Source organism: Paraburkholderia acidicola, from assembly GCF_002362315.1.
Lineage (GTDB): Bacteria > Pseudomonadota > Gammaproteobacteria > Burkholderiales > Burkholderiaceae > Paraburkholderia > Paraburkholderia acidicola.
On sequence record NZ_MTZV01000006.1, the window covers coordinates 2,237,521 to 2,258,838 of the forward strand.

The following is a 21,318-nucleotide window of genomic DNA, read 5'->3' on the forward strand; positions in this document are numbered from 1 at the left end:
CACCATGACGAAATTGACGTCTCGCGTGCATCCGGCCGGCGACGTCGCCGTGCAGATGCAGGTAAAACGCCGCCGCCTGAGGGTTGCGACGCTGGCAGCGGGCTTCTCGCTGTTCGCGTTGTATCTCGCCTGGCATGCGTGGCACGATCCTCAATCGCAGCATCAGGACGAACTGCCGATCACCCAGGCGCGCGCGCAGGATGCATCGTCCGATCAGGCGGTTGCGGTGCCCGGCCCCGATCTCGTGAAGCGCGGCGAGTACCTCGCGCGCGCGGGCGACTGCGTTGCGTGTCACACCGCGGACAAGAGTCGTCCGTACGCGGGCGGCCTGCCGATCGCCACGCCGTTCGGCACGATCTATACGCCCAACATCACACCGGATCCCGATACCGGCATCGGCCAGTGGAGCGACGCGGAGTTCCTGCGCGCGATGCATGAGGGCATCGGCAAAAGCGGCGAGCGGCTGTACCCCGCGTTCCCTTACGCGGAGTACACGCGGGTCACCGATCAGGACGTGCTCGCGATCCGCGCGTATCTGAATACGCTTGCGCCCGTGCATTTCACGCCGCCGCGCAACGACCTGAAGTTTCCGTTCAATCAGCGCTGGCTGATGACGTTCTGGAATCTCGTCAATTTCACCGAAGGGCGCTTCGTGCCCGATCCGAAGCAGAGCGCGGAGTGGAATCGCGGGGCGTATCTGGTGCAGGGGCTTGCGCATTGCGAGGAATGCCACACGCCGCGTAATGTCATGCAGGGGCTGAAGTCGAGCGATCGTTTATCGGGAGCGGTCCAGGCGGGTTGGCACGCGTTCAACATCACACCGGACAAGAACAGCGGCATCGGCAACTGGAGCGACGACGAACTGGTCAGCTATCTGTCGACCGGTGTCGCACCGGGTCGCGCCAATGCGGCCGGCCCGATGGCCGAGGTGGTGGCCGACAGCACGCAGTATCTGAACAACGAGGATTTGCGCTCAATCGTGACGTACCTGCGTAGCGTGCCGCCGGTGAGCGGCGGCGAAACGCGGCCACGCGACCAGTGGGGCAAGCCCGCCGACGATGTCACCGCGCTACGCGGCCAGACCATCACGAGCGTGAACGGCGCGCAGCTGTTTATCGCGAACTGCGCGACCTGCCACAACTGGACCGGGCAGGGCGTCGGAGCGAGTGCGCCGGGCGCGTACCCCTCGCTGCTTCACAACAGCGTGGTCGGCGCCAGCGATGCAAACAATCTCGCGATGGTGATCCTGCACGGCGTGAGTCGCACGACGAAACAGGCCGACGTGCTGATGCCTGCGTTCGGCGATCAACTGACCGACGATCAGGTGGCCGCCATCACCAACTACGTGACAAAGCAGTTCGGCAATCCGCAGTCGACAGTGACCGTCGATCAGATCGCGAAGCTGCGCACACTGCAACAATGACCCTGCGGGCGGCGTGTACCCGGTAGCGATTGCCGGGCGCATCGCCCGCAGGCTTGCAAGCGCTTACAAGAACCGGTCGCGCGCAGAAAAGATGGCAAGCGCGCATACGGGCGATTTGCGGCGCACTATCATGTTGCTATGCACACTCCTTCCGCCACTTCGGCTGCGCCTGTCGTTCAGCACCACCCGGCCAACGCGCAGGGCCGCGATTACGTCGTCGGCGATCTGCATGGTTGCGTGGATGCGCTGCGCTATCTGCTGCGCGAAATCGCCTTCGATCCCGCACGCGACCGGTTGTTTTCGGTTGGCGACCTGGTCGACCGCGGGACGCAATCGGAGGAAGCGCTCGCGTTGCTCGGCAAGCCGTGGTTCCACGCGGTGCTTGGCAATCACGAGGACACGCTGTGCGCGGTTGCCGAAGGGCGCTTGAAGCGCCAGTGGTGGTATGGCATTGGCGGCGGATGGGCGGCCGCGGTGCCGCTGGAGCGCCTGCAACAGCATGCACACAGGTTGAGGACGCTGCCGCTCGTGCGGGTCGTGGGCAGCGGCACGACGCGCTTTAACGTGCTGCATGCGGAGTTCTTTGGCACGGATGCCGAACTCGATGCCGAACACTTTTCCGACGAGCAGCGTCATCAGTTGCTATGGGGCCGCGCACTTGCGTCGGGCAATCGCGACGTGCACGGCCAGGCCGGGCTATCGCTGACCTATTGCGGTCATACGCCGATGCGCGAGATGCAGCAGATCGGCGCGCAGGTGTTCATCGATACCGGCGCGTTCGGGCCGGGCGGCAAGCTGACGATCGTCGAGGCGCGCAAGCCGCATCGGTGGTCGATATCCGTTGAAGCGGCGCGTGCAGATGGCGCGGCTGCGCTGGCGTTGCCCTGACTGACTGTTTGCATTTCGGTTTTTATCCCACCTGACTCAACTCGAACACCATGTCGACGGCGTTGCCGTTCCAGTTGTATTCGAGGTACGCGGCATGGTGACAATCCCGCAGCACCGTGGTGCTGAACGCAGCGAGACATTCGCCACCCGGATCGCGCACCGACGGATAGGCAATGCCCGGTGCGCCAGTCGTGCGCACTGCGCGGCCGAGCATCTGGCCGGGCAGGTAGTCGACCGGTGACAGCACGCCGGGATCGAGCGACGGGTCGTCGCGTAGATCGACCACCTTGCCCTGCGCGCTCACCGTATAAAGGCGCATCTGCTGCCGCAGCGGTGGCTCTTGCGTCGCGGCGAGAAACTGGCCCGTGTGATAGCGCGTTTCTGCGATCGCGGTGGCCCGCGAGCGCGCGCAGTAGAACACGCCGTAGGTGCCGTCCGAAAAGCGGCTGCCGCCCGGATTCAGATGCGTCAAGGCAGCCATGATCGGCCCCCAGCCCTTGCCGAAGCGGCGTTCCTCGCGCGGTACCAGATCGAGATCGCCGACTTCGGTGCGCAGGCGGTCGTTGGTCATCTCTTCGAGCTTGTAGAGCGCTTCGAAGTCTTCGGGCGAGGCGACGCGGTCGAACAGGTTCACAGCCGGGAAGCGCGTCGGGATCACGCGATACGCGGGCGACCAGGCGAGCGGCGACGTGCGCCAGCGGTCCTGCCAGTGCGGTTCAGTCACGCCCAGCCGCCTCGCATTGCGTCGAGGTACTGGCGCACGGCGACCAGGTCGCTGAGGTTGCCGGCGAGCATGCGGTCGAGCGCGCGGCGGCCGCCGAACGGCGGCGCACTGTTGGGGCGCTTGACCCAGGCATCGGCGGCGTGCGGCTGCGGCAGCAGGATTTGCAGTGCCTTGTAGATGCCGAGCATCAGCGATAAGCGCTCGAGCGTGTCGCGCCCGAGCCGCGCGGTTTCCGGCATGGCCTTCCATTTGAAGAACGTCGACCGGCCGGGCGAACCGAGCAGGACGATCTGTTCGTCGGCGCTCAGATCCCAGTCTCGCGCGATGTTGAAGAACGCGCGCAGGCCCGCGGCGGACATATCCGCGACGGACGGTTCCCCGAGAGCCCGGCGCTGCGGCTCTCGCGAAGCGGAAGCATGGGCGGCAGATGACATGATTTAGTCCTTAATTGAACTTCTATGTGATATTAGTCCATTTATGGATTAATGCAAGGCCTGTATACCGATTGGTCATGAAATTCCCGCCCGCGCGGGTTCCCGCCCGGTGACCGGGCGGGCTTCAGGCAAAACAAAGGGGCTTGATGACCGCTTCAGACCATCGAGGCAGCCGGTGCGCCGCTTTGCGCGTAGCGCTCGAGCACGTGCCCGATGCACAGCGCAATAAACGCGGCATCAAGCCGGTCGAGGGCGGCGGCGGCCTCGCGCAGCACGGACTGATCGACGGCGGGGGACTGGAAGATGACATCGCGCAGCGCTTCGGCAAGCGCGGCGCGTTCGATGAACGCGTTCAGATCGGACAGACGCGGAAAGTCCGCCTGTTCAGCCTGGCTTCTGAGCGAAGAGAGCAGCACTGAAAAAGACGGCGAGCCCTTGATGTCGATGGAGAGTTCGACGCCGCGGCTGCGCGCGAGCGTCTCCACGAAACGGGCTACGCTGCCGCGCAGGCGAGTGAAGGCATCGACGACATCGCGGATCGAGTCGGCCCGGCGACGGTCGCCCGTCGGCCGCAACGGCATGATTTTTCCCGCGAATCCGCCTGAACGACGGCTCTTGTCAATGGACATCTCTTCCCCTGGCACTGCTGCATCGAAACACACAGCGTAATATACGACAGAATATAACGATGACCCCAGTGGCGGTCTGCGAATGCACAGGCGTCGAGCCACGCGCGCGCGCCGTTTTCATGACACGATTCAGACTCAACGCACAACGCGGCATGGGCCGCAGGAGAGCATGGCAGTGAGCGAAGCAATGAATCAGCAAGATGCAATCAGTGCATCGAAGCAGGCCGTCGGTGACGGATTTTCCGTGGCATCGATGCGCCACGCGAGCGACATGACGTGGCAAGCAGTCGAAGCCGTTGCACGCGAAATCCGGCCCGGCATGCGCGAATCGGAAGCCGTCGCACGGTGCAAGGAAGTGCTGGGCGAGCTTGGAATGGACCGCATCTGGCATCCGATTCTGATCCGTTTCGGCGAGAACACGCTGAAGACGTTCAAGCAGGCATCCACGGTCGATCCACAACTCGGCGAAACCGATATTTTCTTCGTCGATCTCGGCGCGGTCTGGGATCGTCACGAAGGCGATGCGGGTGCGACGTTTGTAGTGGGTGACGATGCGGAGATGCGGGCCTGCGCGGACGCCGCGAAGGTCGTCTACGACGAAGTCGCGCATCACTGGCGTACCACCGGCGCCGGCGGCAAAGAGCTGTACCGCTATGCGGCGCAGCGCGCCGAAGCACATGGATGGCGGCTAAACGTCGATATCAAGGGCCACCGCATCAGCGATTTTCCGCACGCCATCTACAAAGCCGGTAACCTCGGCGATTTCGATGCGTGTCCGTCGGCGGGCCTGTGGATACTTGAAATCCAGCTCGCTCATCCGACTCGCCCGTTCGGCTCGTTCTACGAAGACCTGCTCGCGTGAAGATGTGCGTTGTTTAACCCCCGTCTGATCGCGACACTTCGGAACACGGCATGTTCATCCGTCAGCTCGACTATCTGGTGACGCTTGCGCGCGAGCAGCATTTCGCGCGTGCCGCCGAGTTATGCCACGTGTCGCAGCCGGCGCTGTCGTCGGCGATACGCAATCTCGAAGCCGAACTGGGACTCGTGATCGTGCGGCGCGGCCGGCGTTTTCTCGGCTTCACCGAAGACGGCGAGCGCGTGCTCGGATGGGCGCGCCAGACGCTCGCCGCGCTCGATCACATGCGCCAGGATGCCTCGGCGGCGCAGGTTCGTCTGACCGGGACGCTGCGCATCGGCGTGATACCGACCACGATGCCTGTGGTGAGTCTGCTGCTCGGCGCGTGTCGCGACGCGCATCCGGCGATGCGCTACTCGCTGCGCTCGCTCAGCTCCGATGCAATCCTGCGCCAGCTCGACGACTACGAACTCGATATCGGTTTTACGTACCTCGACGATCGCGTGCAGGCGGGCTTCGATGTGCTGCCGCTGTATCACGAGCGTTATGTGCTGCTGTCACCGGCCGGGTCGAGCGAAGGCGTGTGCGCCGGTGTGGATCGCTGGGATGCGGTCGGCGCGCTGCCGTTGTGTCTGCTCAGCAATGCGATGCAGAACCGTCAGGTGATCAACGCCGCGTTCCGGCGCGGCGGTGTGCAACCTTCTGTTGTGCTCGAAGCGGACTCGCTGCTGGCGCTGTATTCGCACGTCCAGCACGCGGGGTTGCACAGCGTGTTGCCGCACAGCCTGCTCAGCGTGCTCGATGCGCACGACGGCGTGAACGCAGCGCTGCTGCTTCCCGAACTGACCCGCGAGATCGGCCTGATCGCGCGCAACCAGCCGTCGATGCCCGCGCTCGCCGCCGCGATGTGGCGCGCGGCTGCACAACTCGACCTGCAACACACATTCGATTCGCTGCTGCCGCACGCATAACGCAATCGACGAAGCCGCTCGTCCGGCGAGCTTGATAAGGCGCAGTTATCAACCGATCCGTCCAAACGATTGGACCCACCGCACCTCGCACGCCGACACTGGGTCTGTCGGTTGTACTGCAGTCGGATGACCGGCCGGCATGACCTCATGCCGTATCCCGACTGAGTCAGAGCGGAGTGAAACATCGTGGCAAAAGTTCTTTGTGTTCTGTATGACGATCCTGTCGGTGGCATGCCGAAAAAATACGCACGCGACGACATCCCGACGATCAGCCGTTATCACGACGGTCAGACGGCACCCACGCCGCAAGCTATCGATTTCAAACCGGGCGAGCTGCTCGGCAGCGTGTCGGGCGAACTCGGCCTCCGCGCGTTTCTCGAATCGCACGGCCACACACTGGTGGTGACATCCGACAAGGATGGTCCGAACTCGACCTTCGAGCGCGAACTCGCCGACGCCGAAGTAGTGATCTCGCAGCCGTTCTGGCCGGCTTACCTGACCGCCGAGCGCATCGCGAAAGCGCCGAAGCTGAAGCTCGCGCTAACCGCCGGTATCGGCTCCGATCACGTCGATCTGGCGGCCGCGATCGAGCGCAAGATCACCGTCGCCGAAGTGACGTATTGCAACAGCATCAGCGTGGCCGAACATGTCGTGATGATGATCCTGTCGCAGGTCAGAAATTATCTGCCGTCGCACGAATGGGTCAAGAAGGGCGGCTGGAATATCGCGGATTGCGTCGAGCGCGCGTACGACCTTGAAGGCATGCATGTGGGTACGGTTGCCGCCGGGCGGATCGGTGCGGCGGTATTGCGTCGACTCAAACCGTTCGACGTGCAGCTGCATTACACCGATCGTCACCGTTTGCCGGAGCAGGTCGAACGCGAGCTGGGTGCGACGTGGCATCCGGATGTCGAATCGATGGCGAAGGTGTGCGATGTGGTGACGATCAACTGTCCGCTACATCCGGAAACGGAGCATCTGTTCAATGAGCAGATGATCTCGAAGATGAAGCGCGGCGCTTACATCATCAATACGGCGCGCGGTAAGATCGTCGACCGTGATGCGATCGTGCGTGCGCTCGAAAGCGGGCAGCTCGCGGGGTATGCGGGCGATGTGTGGTTCCCGCAGCCTGCGCCGCGCGATCATCCGTGGCGCACGATGCCGCATCAGGGCATGACGCCGCACACGTCGGGCACGACGCTGTCCGCGCAGACGCGCTATGCGGCCGGCACGCGCGAGATTCTGGAGTGCTGGTTCGGCGGTAAGCCGATTCGCGACGAGTATCTGATCGTCGATGGCGGGCGTCTGGCTGGTGTCGGTGCGCACTCGTATTCGGCGGGTAACGCAACGTCGGGTTCTGAAGAAGCGGCGCGCTTCAAGACTGCCTGAGCCCGCCTGAGCGATTGGCAATTTAGTCGCATTCCTGTCGCGATCTCTTCGCGCTAACGCGTGATACAGGCACGCCGCGAATCTGCGGCGTGCCCTTTCCTTTCCATTCTCTCCATTCAAAACATGACGAATCCTTCCGACGCGACGGGACGCATCGCGCGTTCCGTTTCCCGCCTGCCGGTTTTTCGGGCAGCCTGCGGATTTCTCGGCGGCGTACTCGCAATCACTGTGATCGGCCTGTTTGGCGGGGTCGTCGGCATGCCGCTGCTGATCGCGCCTTTCGGCGCATCGAGCGTCCTGCTGTTCGCCGCACCTGACAGCGCGTTCGCCCAGCCGCGCAACCTGGTATGGGGGCATCTGATCGCATCGACGGTCGGTTTGGTGGTGTTCTGGCTCGCCGGTGCCGGTCTCTGGCAGATGGCGCTTGCAGTGGGCGCAGCGATTGCGCTGATGCAGCTCACGCGCACGGTTCATCCGCCCGCGGGCGCCGATCCGCTCGTCATCATGCTAGGTGGCGGCGCGTCGGGCACGTTCCTGCTGTTTCCGGTGCTGGCAGGCGTGCTCCTGCTGCTGTTGATCGCGCTCGTGTTCAACTGGGCAGTGCACGGCGAACCCTGGCCGCGGCGGGACATTTCTTGACGTTTGGTTTTGTGGCGCTGGGTATAATCGCGGCCCGCAAAACAAATCGAACGCAGGAGTGGCAGGAGATGCAGGTACGCGCAGTAATAGTAGCCGTCATGGTGGGATGTTTTTCCTGTGTGGCGATGGCGGCGCAGCAGTACGCCGAGGTGTGGAATCCGCCGGAGGCGATGAAGAGCGCCAAAACGGCGCAGACAGCGAAAGCCGCGAAAACGGCACAGCGGACTAGCGGTGGGGCGCACAAGATCGCCAAACCCGCGATAGCTTCGACGAAGCATCGCGGGGTGGCTCATGCGACGGCTCACGCGGTGCCAGGTAAGAAGCCCGCTGTGCGAGCCGCCAAGGCACACGTGCCGGCCGCATCGGTGCAGGCGAGCCGCAAGGCAAAGCAATCCGTTGCTTCAGCGGGTGCATCGGGACACGCCACGGGGCGGCCGAAAAAAGTCGCTACCGCGCCAGTGAAGCGCAACACTTCGCAGATCGCGAGCCGACGACCGGCAGCCAATGCCGCAGGACGTGCGGGCTCCCAGCCGCCGATTCTCTAGCGCCTAGCCCGTTTGCGCGAAGCAAACGATTGAGTTGACCGCGCTGACTGTCGCGGTCCGACAGGGGCACGTTCCGCGAACGCGTCGGGGATCAGCCAGCATGGCACCACGGCGTTCATTGCACGGCAAGACTGTTCGCCACCAGCCGCAGCGTTTCCATCGAACGCGGGTCGCGGATCCGCGTGTAGAGCGTCACGCGCGACTCCGGCAACGCCGGCAAACCGAGACGCGCACCGACATCGATCAGACCGCGCGGCGCCACGCGTCGTGCGAGCGGCGAGATTGCGAGACCGGCCGCGACCGCGGCGCCAACCGCGACCATGCCGCCCCCGATGAACACTTCGCGCCATTCGATCCCGGCGTCGTCCAGTGCTTTCAACGCCACGGCGCGTACGTTGCAGGGCGGCGCCAGTAGCGCGAGCGGAAGCGGCTCGCCGGGGCGCGGCAGCCAGTCCGGAGCGGCGAGCCAGCCGAGCGCTTCGCCGAACAGCAGTTGGGCGTCGTCACGCAGGGCATCGTCGGGCTCGTGGCGCACGATCGCCGCATCGAGCTGCCGCTCGTCGAACTGCGTCCGCAGAGCAGCCGAAGGGCCCATATGAAGCTCGATCAACAGCCCGGGATCGTGCGCGTTGAGCTTCGCAAGCAGCGCGGGCAGACCAGCTCCGGTGACGTGCTCACTGAGCCCCAGCGACAAGCGGCGTCGTTCGACTGCGAGTGCCCCGAGCGCCCGGTCGTGGGCATTCAACAGATCGCGTGCGGCGACGAGGAACGTGTCGCCGTCGCCGGTCAGCCGGACGAGGCGCGGCGTGCGCTCGATCAGGTGCTTGCCGAGATGCGCTTCCAGCCGCTTGAGTTTCAGACTGACCGCCGATTGCGTGGTGTCGAGCGCATCCGCCGCGCGCGTGAAGCTGTGCAAATCGGCGACCAGGACGAACGCGCGCACCGCATCGAGATCGAGCATGATCATTTCCAATGAAAATGATTGAAATAGGCAGTCATGTCTTTTAATTATGGATGACGCGGCTTATTCTGGGTACCAGAAATTGTTCTAACCCAAGGTGATCATCATGCCGTTCACCCGTATCGCATTGCGCGCCGGCCAGTCCGCTGCCTACAAGGCGGCTTTGTCGCAAGGCATTCAGCGCGCGCTGGTTGCTACTTTCAACGTGCCCGAGGACGACATCTTCATGGTCGTCAGCGAACACGACGAAAGCAGCTTCTTTTTCAGGCCGCAGTACCTCGGTATCGAGCACAGCGACGATCTCGTGCTGATCCAGCTGACGGTGAGCAATACCCGCACCGTCGAACAGAAAAAGGCGCTGTACCGCCGCATCGCCGACGAACTGGCGGAGAGTCCCGGCGTGCGAAAAGAGGACGTGTTCATCAATCTCGTCGAGGTGCAGACGGAGAACTGGTCGTTCGGTAACGGCATCGCCCAGTACGCGACATGAGCGGTGCTTGCGCGACGATGTACGCGTGAGCGCGAACGGTTCTTCTACCTTACGCAGGGTTGCAGGAACGAAAGAGCCGCGTAGGGCGGTTCGTGTACGATAAACAGGCTGTCTGCGGATAGCGGGCGCGCGGTTTGCGTGCTCGCTTGACGGTCGTACACGGAGCGTTCATGACCCGCGTTTTCGAACTCGTGCTCGAGATTCCCGGCGCTGCGGCGCGCGAATGGTGCGCCAGGCGCGCGTCGGCGGATGGCGCGGAGGGGGATATAGCCGCCGCGCAAATCGACGCACTTCTCGTCGACGCGCTGGCCGCGCTGCCTGGCATCGCGGGCAGGCGGCGCAGCGTTGCACACATCGCGGTGCGCGACTTCGATGCGAAGCGGGCGCTCGGCGATGCGGGATGGCGGCTCGCCGTCGAGGCGTCTGGCGCCGGGCGGCGCGTGATCGCGGTTCATGCCGAAGCGCATTCGCCTGGCATCACGATTCGCAACGCCGCGTTCCAGGCGCCACTCGATGCCCAGGAATTGCACGAAGTATCGTTCGATGGCGCGCCCGAGTCGTTCAGACGGGCGTTGCCGGACGCGAGCCGGATCGAGCCGACCGTTTCTTTCGAATGCAGCCGGACGCGGTGGCGGCCATTGTCGACGGCGGCCGGTTTGCTGGTCGATGTCGTGTTCGAGCGTATCGACGTGCTGGACTCGTCGGGCTTCGACGGCGCGCCGCCGGTTCGCGAAATCCATCTGACGGTCCCTGTCGCCGATACACCCAACATACCGAACGTACCCGGCGTATCCGATGTACATGACGTACGTGACGTAGCAGAAGCCCTCCACGCCGCACGCCGCGCACTCTTCGCCATCGCTCGCGAGATCGTCGCCGCACTGCCCGCATTTGCCGTGCTCGACAGCGCGGTCGACCGCGCGTATCGCGACAATTTCCACACGCAACTCGAACCCGTCTACGCGCAACCGATCGCGCTCGACGGTGCCGCGACTCAACGCGATGCGCTGGTCGCGATCGGTAGCAATCTCGCGCGACACTGGTTCGGCAACGAAGCCAGCGTGCGCGATGCGGCGAACGTCGAATCGGTCCATCAGATGCGCGTCGCACAGCGCCGTCTGAAGACCGCGATGCGTCTTTTCAGGCACTGGCAGGACGATGCATGGACGACACAGATCGCGCCGGGGCTCAAGTGGCTCGGCGATCTGCTCGGCGATGCGCGTGACTGGGACGTGTTCATCGATTCGACGTTGCCCGCGCTGGTCGCCGCCGACACCGACGCCGCACGCTGGACCGCTACGTTCGATGCGGCCAATGTGCAGCGGCTCGCGATGCGCGCGCGCATCCAGGAGGGAATGCATTCGTCGCGCTACGCGCAACTCACACTCGCGTGGCTCGAATGGCAGGGGGAACTGCTACACGACGATCGTCGCGCAGCCGCAGGCGACGTGGCGGCCGGTTCGCTGAACACGCACGCGGGCAAGCGCGTGCGCAAGGCATTCAAGCAACTGATGGCCACCCCGAAGCTCACCACGCTCGACGACGCGTCGCGCCATCAGGAGCGTATTCGCGCCAAGCGCCTGCGCTATACGCTGGAATTCATCGAATCGCTGACGACGAAACAGACTCGCGGCGAGGTTGTGAAAACGCTGTCGCGGATGCAGGGCGTGCTGGGCGACGGCAACGACGCGGTCGTTGCGCTAGGCTACCTGGAACAGCTCGAAGTCGACGCCTATCAACTGGGTTTTGCGCGCGGCTGGTGTGAAGCGGTGAAGCGCTATACGGCGAAGGAAGGCGAGCGTTTGTTGCGCACGCTGGGCAAGCCGAAGCTTCGCGACGGGGGATGATCCAGCTTGTCGGTGTGTAATCAGTTGCGCGGTATGTGCCGCGTTCAGGACTGCGAGCGTGATTCTCGATGCGATCGACCCGGTGTGACTGACCACGTATGGCCTCGCACGAGGCTTACGTCACGCGCTACTACGCGCATACCCCGCGAACGGCCGGTTCGGCCGCACCTGCCCGTCGCCCACCTGCACGACCTGATCGCCAAACGCGGCGACATCGTCGGGATCGTGTGTGATCAGCAGCATCGGGATATCGAGGCGCGCCTGCAGATCCGACAGTTCACGTCGCATACGTTCGCGTAACGCGTAATCGAGCGCGGAGAAGGGCTCATCGAGCAGCAACAGTTGCGGTTGTGCGACGAGCGCACGCGCCAGTGCGACACGTTGTTTCTGCCCACCCGACAACTGCGCCGGATGATTGCGCGCCACGCTCTGCAGATCGAGCGCATTCACCCAGTAGTCGACATCCGGATGATCGAATCGCGCGCGCGGATTCAGCCAGCCCGGTTGCAGACCAAAGCCGATGTTCTGGCGCACGTTCAGATGCGGAAACAGCGCGTAGTCCTGAAACAGATACGCGACCTTGCGCTGCTGCGGCTTCAGATCGATGCCGCGTGCACTATCGAACAGCGCAGCGTCGTTCAGCACGATCGATCCTTCATCGGGCCGCAGCAAACCGGCGATCGCCTGCAGCGTCAGGCTCTTGCCCGCGCCCGATGGACCGAACAGCACGACCCGCTGTTCGGTTGCGGCGAACGCGATGTCGAGCGTGAAGCGATGCCCGGCGCTTGCAAGGGTTTTGCGGATGTCGACGGTGAGTGGCATATCAGCGGGACGTGAGCAGCGAATGTTGCGGCACGAGCCGTCCCGCGAGCACGAGAATCACCACGCAGGTGACCGACGTGACGAGCACGAGGAAATTGGCCGTAGCATCGTCGCCGGCCTGGACCGCTGCATAGACCGCTACCGACAACGTCTGCGTACGTCCCGGCAGATTGCCCGCGATCATCAGCGTCGCGCCAAATTCGCCGAGCGCGCGTGCAAATGCGAGCAGTGTGCCGGCGAGAATGCCGCGCGCGGCGAGCGGCAGCGTCACGCGAAAGAAGATGCCGGCTTCCGTGATGCCGAGCGTGCGAGCCGCGCGCTCGAGCTGCGGATCGACCGCTTCGAAGGCGGCGCGCGCCGATTTCAGCACCAGCGGAAACGCGACCACCATCGATGCGATTACCGCGCCCTGCCACGTGAACACCAGCTGGATACCGAGCCGGTCGAGCCACGCGCCGAATACACCGCGCCGGCCGAGCAGCACGAGCAGGTAATAGCCGAGCACGGTGGGCGGCATCACGAGCGGCAGCGTCAACAGCGAATCGACGAGATCGCGCGCGCCCGAGCGCCAGCGCGCGAGCCCGAAGCCCGCGGCGACGCCGAACACGAGATTGAGCGCGGTCGCCCAGCCGGCGACCTTCAGCGATAACAGCAGCGGAACCCAGGCCTGTTGCATGGCGGAGCGGGGCGGGCGGCGTCTAGTGAGCTGGCTTGAAGCCGTATTTGCCGAGCACCGCCTGGCCCTCCGGCGACAGCACGAACGCAATGAACGCCTGCGCATCCGCTGCGTGCTTGCTGCCTTCCACTTGTGCGATCGGGTAAGTGATCGGCGTCTGCGTCGGCACCGTCAATGCGACTTTCACGCGATCGGGCATGACCGCCGCGTCGGTGCCGAACACGAAGCCTGCATCGACTTCGCCGCGCGACACGTAGTCGAGGCTCTGCCGCACATTGGCCGCAAGCACACCCTTCGCACTGACCGCATCCCACGCGCCCGCCGCTTTCAGCGCGCCTTCCGTATACCGGCCGACCGGTACCGACGCCGGATCGCCATAGGCAACGCGTTTCACGCTTGCCGTAGTCAGTTCGTTAAGCGAAGCGGGCGCGAAGCGGCTATCCGACGGCACGATCAGGACCAGCGAATTGGCCGCGAAGTCCTTGCGCGTAGCGGGCACGATGACTTTTTCGGCGGCGGCCTTGTCCATCGCTTTTTGATCAGCGGAGGCGAAGACATCGGCGGGTGCGCCTTTGGCGATCTGCTGCATCAGTACGTCCGATGCGCCGAAATTCAGCAGTACTTTCGTGCCGGGATGCTGTTGCTCGAACGCATCGCTGACAGCTTTGAACGCGTTGGTGAGACTGGCTGCCGCGGACACGACGAGATCGTCGGCACGTGCGTTGGCGCTGATAAAGAGCGATGCGGCGCCGACGGCGAGGAGCGCATGCTGCAGAAGACGACGACGGGACAGGGACATGATGCGGAGGCCGGGCGGACCGGTCGGTGGGTGGAAAGCGCCATCGTAATATACGGAGCGCTATAACGGCCGCATCGATCCGTCGATGATCAGCATAGCCGCGACCGCATAACGCCGACGGTCAGGCCTTTGTGGAAGCGGGAGGCAGGGCGTTGCCGGTCTGCGAGATCGGCGCGCCCGCTGGCAGGCTGTCATGGCCGGCCTTCCAGCGGGCGCGGACGAACGGCCGGTCGTGGCCGGACACCTTCAGCGCGAGATGCGTGACCCAGCGGTGGGTCGGCACGCGGACGTCGTGCAGAGCAAACGTCAGGATGGCAAGACTGAGCGCCACCGCTGCCGCCGACAGTCGTCCCGGCGCCGCATGCCACGACCAGCGGATGAACACCAGGGCGGTCAGCGCCCCGACGAGGCAACCGGTAATCGCTTCAGAAGGCGAGTGCGCATCGAGCACCACGCGCGACAGCGCGACCGCGACGCCCGCGGCGAGGCCGAGCACCACACCGATCACCCGTATGGTGGGCCGCGTGGGCAGCAGCATCAGGAAGAGTGCGACTGGATAGACGGCCGTCGATAGCATCGCGTGGCCGCTCAGGCCGGTGAAGTCCCAGACGCGCACGCCGACCCCCCAGCCGAGGAACGCCAGTTTCGTGACCGTTACCAGGACCACGGCGACGCCGAGCAGCAGCAGCCATCCGGCGGCCATCCGCCACGTATAGCCGACGGCGAGCCAGAGCGCGATGGCGATCGCGAGCGGCAGGGTCAGGCCGGCGCCGCCGAGACTCGTAATCGAATACCACAAATGGGTGGGCAAATCAGGCATGGGAGCGATGCGACACAGGCCGCGTAGAATCGGGTCGAAGGATCCGGATACAGGATTAACGCGCGAGCCGCATAGACGGGCAGACAACACGTCGAACATCATTTCTGCCCGCCAGTATAAACGGGGCTGCTGGTTCGGCGGGGCGGCCAACTGTGCGCCGCCACGCGAAACAGAGCATAAACCGCCATTTTCAGGATGCCAGCATCGCGACGAGATTGATGTTATTGTGCATTGCACAATTGCGTCGATTACCCGGCGCGAACCTATGGGTACCGGCCCTTTCTTGTGAGGTCCCCGATGGCAAAGAATCTGACGAAACTCTGGCTGGGCGGGCTGAAGCGGCTACTGGCGGTGCAGACCGAGTATGTCGAGTCCGCGACGAAGAAGCGCAAGCCGCTGCGGCAGGCCCGTCCGAAACCGGTCGCGAGACCGGCGGTCAAGGCGCGGGCGGCGGAAACGCGCGAGAAGCCGGCGGCGAGCGCGCGCGAGTCGCGGGTTCGTCCGCGGGCGGCTGCGTGGGCGGGCGGCGCATGGACACGCTCGTTCCATTCGGCGCCGGCCGCTGCCGGCCGCCTCGTCAACCACCTTCACTACGGCCTGTACATTCCGGCCGGCAAGGCGCTCGCGCCGATGCCGCTCGTCGTGATGCTGCACGGCTGCCAGCAATCAGTCGATGAATTCGCCGAAGGTACGCGGATGAACCTGCTGGCCGACCGGTTCGGCTTCGCCGTCGTCTATCCCGAACAGTCGAAGCACGTCCATGCGCACCGCTGCTGGCACTGGTACGACACCAGCGATCACGCGGGCGGCGCGGAAATCCGCGCGGTTGCGTCGCTGGTGGACGAACTCGTCGCCGAGCATGGGTTCGACGGTGAACGGGTGTATGTGGCAGGTATCTCGGCGGGAGCGGGGCTCGCCTCGCTGCTCGCAATCCATTACCCGTGGCGTTTCGCGGCCGTGGCGCTGCATTCCGGGCCGGCGCTCGGCGAGGCGCATTCCGGCATCGCCGGTATGGACGTCATGCGGCGCGGCACGCGCCAGGACCCGGTCGAACTGATCGACCAGGCCGTCGATGTCGCGACCTATCCTGGCATGCCGGCGATCATCATCCATGGCGACGCCGACCAGGTGGTCGCGCCGGTCAATTCGGATCAACTGGCGCTGCAGTTCGCGCGGCTGAACGGCTTTGTGGGCGCGGACGGCGGGTGGAAAACCGGCGAAATCCGCGAGGACCGCAAAGCCAGCGTCGTGACACGCGACTACCTGCGCAGCGGCCGGCGCGTGATCCGCCTGTGCCACGTGGCCGGGCTGTCGCACGCGTGGAGCGGTGGCGACGACGCGGTGCCGTTCCATTCGTCCAAAGGGCCCGACGCGAGCGCGTTGCTGTGGGAGTTCTTCAAGCACCAGCGGCGCTTGGGCGCCTCGGCCGAGCTGGACGCAGCGGCGGCCAGCGTGCCGGCAGGACGCTGAACATCCGGGTAGAGGCCCCGCTCGACGTGAGGGCTAGCCAAGAACTAGGGTTTTCCCCTATAATCAGGGTTATTAACTAGGTATTAACCCTAGTCACTCCCTGAGGTTTGATCATGTATCTGCTGAGCCGCCTGTTTTTGTTCCTGACGAAGTCGTCCGATGTGGCCGCCAAAGAGCGCCAGGACGCCTACCTGTCCGAAGCCACCGATCTCTACGATCTGGAATTCCGCATGCGCAAGCTTGACCGTGAAGCGTCGAGCCGTCATCCGTCGTGGATGAACCAGTTCTAATTCACCGGTTGCAACACGATTACTTGCCGAAACGCGCGAGCGTGCGTTGTCGCGCATCGGCATGATCGACGATGGGTCGCGGATAGTGCTCCCCGAGCACCACGCCCCACTGCGCTAGTTGATCCGTATCTGCCGTCCACGGTGCGTGTAGCCATTTCGGCGGCACGTTCGCGAGTTGCGGCAGGTAGCGCTTGATAAAGCGACCCTGCGGATCGAATTTCTCCGATTGTGTGACCGGATTGAAAATCCGGAACCATGGCTGCGCATCGCATCCTGTCGATGCTGCCCATTGCCATCCGCCGTTGTTCGCGGCGAAGTCGAAATCGTTCAGTTGTTCGGCGAAATAGCGCTCCCCGCGCCGCCAGTCGATACCCAGATCCTTCACCAGAAAACTCGCGGTCACCATCCGCAGACGGTTATGCATATAGCCCGTCTGATTGAGTTGCAGCATCGCGGCGTCGATCAACGGATAGCCCGTGCGGCCCTCGCACCATGCTGCGAAAGCCGCTTCCGCTGACGGACCGTGTTCCCATCTGAGCGCAGCATATTCCTCCTTGAATGACGCGCCAGCCGCGAGCCGCGGATGGTGCGCGAGCACCATGAAGTAAAACTCCCGCCAGACAAGCTCCGACAGCCACGTTGCGGCACCCGCACCGTCAGGTTGTAGCGAGCGCTCGTAAGCAAGTCGCGCCAGAGTGCGGATCGACACCGTGCCGAAGCGCAGATGCACGGATAGATAGCTCGGGCCTTTCGCAGCCGGAAAATCGCGCCACTCGGCGTAGCTGTCGATACGCGTCGCGAAATCGTCGAGGAGCTGTTGTCCGCCACTCATGCCGGCGGGCAGCTTCAGCTCGGTGAAGTTGCTGGCTGTGAAACCCAGTTGCGCAAGCGTCGGCAGACCGTGATCGAGATGGGCAGGCGGCGCGCCGAGACGATCGATGTAGGCGTCGACTGGATAGGGTTTCAGGTCGAATGCGGTGAGGTTCTTGAGCCACGCATTCTTGTACGGCGTGAAGACCGAGAAGGGCTTCTGCTGGCCCGTCAGAATCTCGTCACGCTCGAAAATGACCTGATCCTTGAACGTGACCAGTTCACGCTGTGCGTCGGCGAGCGACTCGCGTACGGCCTCATCGCGTTCGATCGCGGCAGGCTCGTAGTCGTGATTGGTGAAGACTGCATCGACGGCGAGTTGCCCAGCGAGTGCCGGCAAGACTGCACGCGGATCACCGTGTAGAACGATCAGACCACCACCGTATCCGCGCAGCGCGCTGTCCAGTTCCGCTAGCGATGCCAGGATGAATTCGACACGACGGTCCTCGGGCGTGTTGCGCGACGCATCGATGAGCGGCTGCAGGATCGTCGTATCGAACACGAACACGCACCAGACCCGACGACAATGCTTGAGCGCGTAGTAAAGCGCCGCGTGATCGCTGCTGCGCAGATCGCGGCGAAACCAGACGAGGCCAGTATCGAAGTCAGTCTGCGAGTGTCGGGTGCGTGTCATGTGAGTCGTTGGACGTAAAAGACACGCCTATCCGGTCGTGGCAGGCAGCAGTCAGTGCCGCCGAAGATAACACTGCCCGCCGCCGGCCGCCGCTTCAGACGATCCGCACGCGCACATCGACGTTGTTGCGCGTTGCGTTCGAGTACGGGCACACCGTGTGCGCTGTATCGACCAGTTCGCGTGCGGCGGCTTCGTCGAGACCCGGCAGCGATACCCGCAGTTCGATGTCGAGTGCAAAGCCGCCCTTATCGTTCGGACCGACGCCGACATCGGCGGTGACGGTCGTGTCGGCCGGCAGCGCCTGCTTGTGCTGGCCCGCGACGAATTTCATCGCGCTCAGAAAGCATGCCGAATAGCCTGCGGCGAACAGTTGCTCGGGGTTCGTGCCCGCTGCGCCGTTCCCGCCCAGCTCGCGCGGGGCGGCCAGTTGTACGTCGAGTGCCTTGTCGGAAGAAACGGCCCGGCCGTCGCGGCCGCCGGTGCTGGTGGCGGTTGCCTTGTAGAGTACGCTCATGGTTGCTGCTCCTGTTTCGTGGCGTGGATGAGTGCTGCGATAACCGGCGGTTGCCACTGTCGCGTCGGGCATCGAAAATGGATACGACGAATGAATAGTACACTAATTGTTAGTGTGCAAACTAAATTATGCAGGGCACCCAACATATGGAATTCACCGATGGTGGCTCAGGACAAACCCACGCCGCGTTATCTGTCGAGATACTCGTGCAACGTGCTGCGCAGCGCGGTCAGGTCGTCGCGCAGGCGCATCAGGAAGTCGGGCGTGCGCTGGGTTGCGCAGAATAATTCCGCGGGCACCTCGCGCGCCGAACGTTTGAGTGTCGTGCCGGAGCGGGTGAGCCGGATATACACGAGGCGCTCGTCCTCGGTGCCGCGCACCCGTTCGATATAACCCTGGGCCTCGAGGCGCTTCAGGAGTGGCGTCACCGTGGCCGAATCGAGATTCAGGCGGGCAGCGATGTCCTTCACCGTCAGGTCGTCGCTTTCCCACAGCACCAGCATCGCCAGATATTGCGGATAGGTGAGACCGAGTTTGTCGAGTAGCGGCTTATACACCTTCGTCATCGCAAGCGACGTCGAATAGAGCGCGAAGCAGAGCTGGTCGTCGAGCGTGAGCGGGGGAGCGGGGCGCTGGGTCATGATGGATCTCGTCGGTGGAAAGCGTGCAAATGAATTGCACGCTAACCATTGTGCCGCAACTTCGCGCGAGCGACGAGCGTGCCGGGAGCCGGCACGTGGCGTATCAGGCGGACGGCGCCGAGGGGAGGTCGGGCGCGTCCGGCGCCGGGACGCCGAAGCAGCCGCGATACGTCGCGTAAAACGAGCAATAGATCATCGTCGTCAAGATCATCGACGCCGGCATCAGGATGGCGAGCGCGAAATCGCCCGCGCCGAGTGCCTGCATCAATTTGGCCAGGCCCAGCATCACGGTGAAACCGACGGCGAACCACAGTGCGCTGTAAACGATAAACGCCCCGCGATTGCGCCAGCAGCTGACGAAGCTGAAGAAGAATGCCTTCACGGTCGGCACGTCGTGCCACGCGCAAAGAACCGGCGAGAACCAGAACAGCATCGAGACCGGGATATAGAACGCGAAGCCTGTCAGGAGCGCGAGCAGGATGTTGCTGTTAGCGATGGCTTCCGGCGTCATCTCTTCGCCGCTCACCATCAGACGGACCAGCGTACCGCCGTCGGCGAGCGCCGAACTTGCCAGCACCGCCGCCATCGCGACGATATACACCACGCCGAGCACGAGCAGGCGTTTCGCGACCACGTTGCCATACGAGCGAAAGCCGTCGATGAGAATGGTCGGAAACACCGGCTTGCCCGCGATCGTATCGCGGCACGCCGCCATGAAACCGACTGCGACCCCCGGCACGAAGACTAACGGCAGCACGCCGCCGACAAACGGCACACGCGAAATCAGCGTCATCACCAGCAGGTAGGCGAAGAACAGCGTGAGAAACGCGAGCGGATTCTTGCGAAACAGCCAGATGCCCTGGCGGAACCACACATAGCCGGTTTTTGCAGGGACTTCGATCAGTTGCATGAGGTATGAATGCCAGGAAGTGTGGCGCCGGACAGGCGCGCGCGCAGAATGCGTTCGAAATGGCCTGGGTCGTGCGGTTTCAGCAGCTCGGCCGCACGCGGCAGATGGAAATCATACAGGCGCGAAACCCAGAAACGGTACGCGCCGGCCCGTAGCATATCGCCCCAGTGACGGATTTCGGCCGCGGTGAACGGGCGCACGGTCTGATAGGCGCGCAGCAGCGCATCGGTGCGGGCTGCGTCGAACTGGCCCGTCGCAAGATCGACGCACCAGTCATTGACCGTGACCGCGACGTCGAAGAGCCACTTGTCGGTGCCGGCAAAATAAAAATCGAAGAAACCACCGAGCCTGACTTCATGGCCAGTGCCAGGCGCCGCATGCGCGAACAGGACGTTGTCGCGGAACAGATCGCAATGGCACGGCCCTGCGGGCAGCGCGGCGTAATCGTCGGAGGCGAAGAATGCCTGTTGATGCGCGAGTTCGGTGGTTAGCAGATCGCGTTGTGCGCCGGCAAGAAACGGCAGCACGGCAGGCACAGTTTCCTGCCACCACGGCAGGCTGCGCAGATTCGGCTGATGCTGCGCAAAATCACGCCCGGCCAGATGCATGCGCGCAAGCATCTGGCCGACCTCGACGCAATGCTCGACGCTCGGCGCCATCTCGGGCCCGCCCTCGAGCTTGCTGACGATCGCGGCCGGCTTGCCGTGCAGTATGCCGAACAGCTTGCCGTCGTCGAGCGGAACCGGATCGGGCACCGGCACGCGATGTGCGGCGAGATGTCGCATTAGATCGAGATAGAACGGCAACTGCTGGGCCGTCAGCTTTTCGAAGATCGTGAGGACGTATTCGCCACGTGTCGTCGTCAGAAAGAAGTTGCTGTTCTCGATGCCCGACGGAATGCCGCGAAACCCGACGACTTCGCCGAGATCGTAGTGACGCATCCATTGTGCGAGTTGAGGTTCGGTGACAGCAGTGAAGACAGCCATGCGGGAAGCGTCGGATCGGGTTGGTCGGACTGGCTCGATGTGGCCAGTGCGGCACGCGGGTGAGGCCGCCCGGGCTGGAACGGCCAC

At 63.9% G+C, this 21,318-nt stretch carries 24 protein-coding genes; 11 read left to right on the forward strand and 13 right to left on the reverse strand.

The window, feature by feature from the left end; genetic code table 11:
* The first annotated feature begins 4 nt into the window (after positions 1-4).
* Complete coding sequence (locus BWP39_RS28575) at positions 5-1,423, forward strand: cytochrome c (protein WP_096725563.1); 1,419 nt, start codon at positions 5-7, stop codon at positions 1,421-1,423.
* Positions 1,424-1,561: 138 nt separating this feature from the next.
* On the forward strand, positions 1,562-2,311 hold the full coding sequence (locus tag BWP39_RS28580; protein ID WP_096725564.1) for a metallophosphoesterase: 750 nt from the start codon (positions 1,562-1,564) through the stop codon (positions 2,309-2,311).
* Positions 2,312-2,333: 22 nt separating this feature from the next.
* On the opposite strand, the gene BWP39_RS28585 is transcribed toward BWP39_RS28580, so the two are convergent.
* From BWP39_RS28585 to BWP39_RS28595, 3 genes are all read right to left on the reverse strand, one after another.
* A complete protein-coding gene (locus tag BWP39_RS28585) occupies positions 2,334-3,035 on the reverse strand; it encodes an RES family NAD+ phosphorylase (RefSeq protein WP_096725565.1) in 702 nt (233 codons plus the stop codon).
* Positions 3,032-3,469, reverse strand: coding sequence for an MbcA/ParS/Xre antitoxin family protein (locus tag BWP39_RS28590; RefSeq protein ID WP_096725566.1), 438 nt, complete (start codon positions 3,467-3,469; stop codon positions 3,032-3,034). Before BWP39_RS28590 ends, BWP39_RS28585 begins: the two co-directional genes overlap by 4 nt.
* Before the next feature lie 155 nt (positions 3,470-3,624).
* Positions 3,625-4,098, reverse strand: coding sequence for a hypothetical protein (locus BWP39_RS28595; RefSeq protein WP_133116962.1), 474 nt, complete (start codon positions 4,096-4,098; stop codon positions 3,625-3,627).
* A 187-nt stretch (positions 4,099-4,285) separates the two neighbouring features.
* Between BWP39_RS28595 and BWP39_RS28600 the strand changes: the two genes are divergently transcribed.
* The 5 genes from BWP39_RS28600 (at position 4,286) to BWP39_RS28620 (ending at position 8,501) form a co-directional block, all read left to right on the forward strand.
* The gene (locus BWP39_RS28600; RefSeq protein ID WP_096726231.1) at positions 4,286-4,960 is read left to right on the forward strand and encodes a M24 family metallopeptidase; all 675 of its coding nucleotides are present in this window, start codon (positions 4,286-4,288) and stop codon (positions 4,958-4,960) included.
* A gap of 50 nt (positions 4,961-5,010) precedes the next feature.
* A complete protein-coding gene (locus BWP39_RS28605; RefSeq protein WP_096725568.1) occupies positions 5,011-5,928 on the forward strand; it encodes a LysR family transcriptional regulator in 918 nt (305 codons plus the stop codon).
* A gap of 186 nt (positions 5,929-6,114) precedes the next feature.
* Positions 6,115-7,317 (forward strand): NAD-dependent formate dehydrogenase, encoded by a 1,203-nt coding sequence (locus BWP39_RS28610; RefSeq protein WP_096725569.1) that lies wholly within the window; start codon positions 6,115-6,117, stop codon positions 7,315-7,317.
* Positions 7,318-7,440: 123 nt separating this feature from the next.
* On the forward strand, positions 7,441-7,956 hold the full coding sequence (locus tag BWP39_RS28615; RefSeq protein WP_096725570.1) for an HPP family protein: 516 nt from the start codon (positions 7,441-7,443) through the stop codon (positions 7,954-7,956).
* 68 nt (positions 7,957-8,024) lie between these two features.
* Entirely contained in the window at positions 8,025-8,501 is a 477-nt protein-coding gene (locus BWP39_RS28620) for a hypothetical protein (protein ID WP_133116963.1), read from the forward strand.
* Positions 8,502-8,616: 115 nt separating this feature from the next.
* On the opposite strand, the gene BWP39_RS28625 is transcribed toward BWP39_RS28620, so the two are convergent.
* Positions 8,617-9,468, reverse strand: coding sequence for a LysR family transcriptional regulator (locus BWP39_RS28625; protein WP_096725572.1), 852 nt, complete (start codon positions 9,466-9,468; stop codon positions 8,617-8,619).
* A gap of 100 nt (positions 9,469-9,568) precedes the next feature.
* Here BWP39_RS28625 and BWP39_RS28630 point away from each other — a divergent pair, with 100 nt between their 5' ends.
* Together BWP39_RS28630 and BWP39_RS28635 are read left to right on the forward strand one after the other, a co-directional pair.
* Positions 9,569-9,952, forward strand: a complete 384-nt coding sequence (locus BWP39_RS28630; RefSeq protein WP_096726232.1) for a tautomerase family protein — start codon at positions 9,569-9,571, stop codon at positions 9,950-9,952.
* 170 nt (positions 9,953-10,122) lie between these two features.
* A complete protein-coding gene (locus BWP39_RS28635) occupies positions 10,123-11,799 on the forward strand; it encodes a CHAD domain-containing protein (protein ID WP_096725573.1) in 1,677 nt (558 codons plus the stop codon).
* 120 nt (positions 11,800-11,919) lie between these two features.
* Here BWP39_RS28635 and BWP39_RS28640 read toward each other — a convergent pair whose 3' ends face one another.
* From BWP39_RS28640 to BWP39_RS28655, 4 genes are all read right to left on the reverse strand, one after another.
* Positions 11,920-12,621: an ATP-binding cassette domain-containing protein gene (locus BWP39_RS28640; RefSeq protein ID WP_096725574.1), complete on the reverse strand. Its 702-nt coding sequence runs from the start codon at positions 12,619-12,621 to the stop codon at positions 11,920-11,922.
* A 1-nt stretch (position 12,622) separates the two neighbouring features.
* A complete protein-coding gene (gene modB / locus BWP39_RS28645) occupies positions 12,623-13,297 on the reverse strand; it encodes a molybdate ABC transporter permease subunit (RefSeq protein ID WP_096725575.1) in 675 nt (224 codons plus the stop codon).
* A 22-nt stretch (positions 13,298-13,319) separates the two neighbouring features.
* Positions 13,320-14,096, reverse strand: coding sequence for a molybdate ABC transporter substrate-binding protein (gene modA, locus BWP39_RS28650; RefSeq protein ID WP_096725576.1), 777 nt, complete (start codon positions 14,094-14,096; stop codon positions 13,320-13,322).
* Between the two features lie 121 nt (positions 14,097-14,217).
* Positions 14,218-14,916: a phosphatase PAP2 family protein gene (locus tag BWP39_RS28655; RefSeq protein WP_096725577.1), complete on the reverse strand. Its 699-nt coding sequence runs from the start codon at positions 14,914-14,916 to the stop codon at positions 14,218-14,220.
* 297 nt (positions 14,917-15,213) lie between these two features.
* Between BWP39_RS28655 and BWP39_RS28660 the strand changes: the two genes are divergently transcribed.
* Complete coding sequence (locus BWP39_RS28660; RefSeq protein WP_096725578.1) at positions 15,214-16,386, forward strand: extracellular catalytic domain type 1 short-chain-length polyhydroxyalkanoate depolymerase; 1,173 nt, start codon at positions 15,214-15,216, stop codon at positions 16,384-16,386.
* A gap of 113 nt (positions 16,387-16,499) precedes the next feature.
* Positions 16,500-16,676, forward strand: a complete 177-nt coding sequence (locus BWP39_RS28665; RefSeq protein ID WP_091012638.1) for a DUF3563 family protein — start codon at positions 16,500-16,502, stop codon at positions 16,674-16,676.
* Positions 16,677-16,695: 19 nt separating this feature from the next.
* Here BWP39_RS28665 and BWP39_RS28670 read toward each other — a convergent pair whose 3' ends face one another.
* The 5 genes from BWP39_RS28670 to BWP39_RS28690 all read right to left on the reverse strand — a co-directional run bounded on the left by BWP39_RS28670 (position 16,696) and on the right by BWP39_RS28690 (position 21,231).
* Positions 16,696-18,180, reverse strand: coding sequence for a cryptochrome/photolyase family protein (locus BWP39_RS28670; RefSeq protein WP_096725579.1), 1,485 nt, complete (start codon positions 18,178-18,180; stop codon positions 16,696-16,698).
* Between the two features lie 94 nt (positions 18,181-18,274).
* Positions 18,275-18,694: an organic hydroperoxide resistance protein gene (locus BWP39_RS28675; RefSeq protein WP_096726233.1), complete on the reverse strand. Its 420-nt coding sequence runs from the start codon at positions 18,692-18,694 to the stop codon at positions 18,275-18,277.
* Between the two features lie 188 nt (positions 18,695-18,882).
* The gene (locus BWP39_RS28680) at positions 18,883-19,335 is read right to left on the reverse strand and encodes a MarR family winged helix-turn-helix transcriptional regulator (protein WP_096725580.1); all 453 of its coding nucleotides are present in this window, start codon (positions 19,333-19,335) and stop codon (positions 18,883-18,885) included.
* 103 nt (positions 19,336-19,438) lie between these two features.
* The gene (locus BWP39_RS28685; protein WP_096725581.1) at positions 19,439-20,245 is read right to left on the reverse strand and encodes a BPSS1780 family membrane protein; all 807 of its coding nucleotides are present in this window, start codon (positions 20,243-20,245) and stop codon (positions 19,439-19,441) included.
* On the reverse strand, positions 20,236-21,231 hold the full coding sequence (locus BWP39_RS28690; protein WP_096725582.1) for a homoserine kinase: 996 nt from the start codon (positions 21,229-21,231) through the stop codon (positions 20,236-20,238). The genes BWP39_RS28685 and BWP39_RS28690 overlap by 10 nt, the downstream gene beginning before the upstream one ends.
* Positions 21,232-21,318 lie beyond the last annotated feature (87 nt).

What these genes read in the sequence shown, in the direction of transcription:
- BWP39_RS28600 (WP_096726231.1), top strand. Translation starts at nt 4,286, where the DNA reads ATGAATCAGCAAGATGCAATCAGTGCATCGAAGCAGGCCGTCGGTGAC.
- BWP39_RS28625 (WP_096725572.1), bottom strand. Translation starts at nt 9,468, where the DNA reads ATGATCATGCTCGATCTCGATGCGGTGCGCGCGTTCGTCCTGGTCGCC.
- BWP39_RS28620 (WP_133116963.1), top strand. Translation starts at nt 8,025, where the DNA reads ATGCAGGTACGCGCAGTAATAGTAGCCGTCATGGTGGGATGTTTTTCC.
- BWP39_RS28655 (WP_096725577.1), bottom strand. Translation starts at nt 14,916, where the DNA reads ATGCCTGATTTGCCCACCCATTTGTGGTATTCGATTACGAGTCTCGGC.
- BWP39_RS28690 (WP_096725582.1), bottom strand. Translation starts at nt 21,231, where the DNA reads ATGGCTGTCTTCACTGCTGTCACCGAACCTCAACTCGCACAATGGATG.
- BWP39_RS28685 (WP_096725581.1), bottom strand. Translation starts at nt 20,245, where the DNA reads ATGCAACTGATCGAAGTCCCTGCAAAAACCGGCTATGTGTGGTTCCGC.
- BWP39_RS28580 (WP_096725564.1), top strand. Translation starts at nt 1,562, where the DNA reads ATGCACACTCCTTCCGCCACTTCGGCTGCGCCTGTCGTTCAGCACCAC.
- BWP39_RS28590 (WP_096725566.1), bottom strand. Translation starts at nt 3,469, where the DNA reads ATGTCATCTGCCGCCCATGCTTCCGCTTCGCGAGAGCCGCAGCGCCGG.
- BWP39_RS28670 (WP_096725579.1), bottom strand. Translation starts at nt 18,180, where the DNA reads ATGACACGCACCCGACACTCGCAGACTGACTTCGATACTGGCCTCGTC.
- modB (WP_096725575.1), bottom strand. Translation starts at nt 13,297, where the DNA reads ATGCAACAGGCCTGGGTTCCGCTGCTGTTATCGCTGAAGGTCGCCGGC.
- BWP39_RS28640 (WP_096725574.1), bottom strand. Translation starts at nt 12,621, where the DNA reads ATGCCACTCACCGTCGACATCCGCAAAACCCTTGCAAGCGCCGGGCAT.
- BWP39_RS28605 (WP_096725568.1), top strand. Translation starts at nt 5,011, where the DNA reads ATGTTCATCCGTCAGCTCGACTATCTGGTGACGCTTGCGCGCGAGCAG.
- BWP39_RS28635 (WP_096725573.1), top strand. Translation starts at nt 10,123, where the DNA reads ATGACCCGCGTTTTCGAACTCGTGCTCGAGATTCCCGGCGCTGCGGCG.
- BWP39_RS28595 (WP_133116962.1), bottom strand. Translation starts at nt 4,098, where the DNA reads ATGTCCATTGACAAGAGCCGTCGTTCAGGCGGATTCGCGGGAAAAATC.
- BWP39_RS28615 (WP_096725570.1), top strand. Translation starts at nt 7,441, where the DNA reads ATGACGAATCCTTCCGACGCGACGGGACGCATCGCGCGTTCCGTTTCC.
- modA (WP_096725576.1), bottom strand. Translation starts at nt 14,096, where the DNA reads ATGTCCCTGTCCCGTCGTCGTCTTCTGCAGCATGCGCTCCTCGCCGTC.
- BWP39_RS28675 (WP_096726233.1), bottom strand. Translation starts at nt 18,694, where the DNA reads ATGAGCGTACTCTACAAGGCAACCGCCACCAGCACCGGCGGCCGCGAC.
- BWP39_RS28630 (WP_096726232.1), top strand. Translation starts at nt 9,569, where the DNA reads ATGCCGTTCACCCGTATCGCATTGCGCGCCGGCCAGTCCGCTGCCTAC.
- BWP39_RS28665 (WP_091012638.1), top strand. Translation starts at nt 16,500, where the DNA reads ATGTATCTGCTGAGCCGCCTGTTTTTGTTCCTGACGAAGTCGTCCGAT.
- BWP39_RS28680 (WP_096725580.1), bottom strand. Translation starts at nt 19,335, where the DNA reads ATGACCCAGCGCCCCGCTCCCCCGCTCACGCTCGACGACCAGCTCTGC.
- BWP39_RS28575 (WP_096725563.1), top strand. Translation starts at nt 5, where the DNA reads ATGACGAAATTGACGTCTCGCGTGCATCCGGCCGGCGACGTCGCCGTG.
- BWP39_RS28660 (WP_096725578.1), top strand. Translation starts at nt 15,214, where the DNA reads ATGGCAAAGAATCTGACGAAACTCTGGCTGGGCGGGCTGAAGCGGCTA.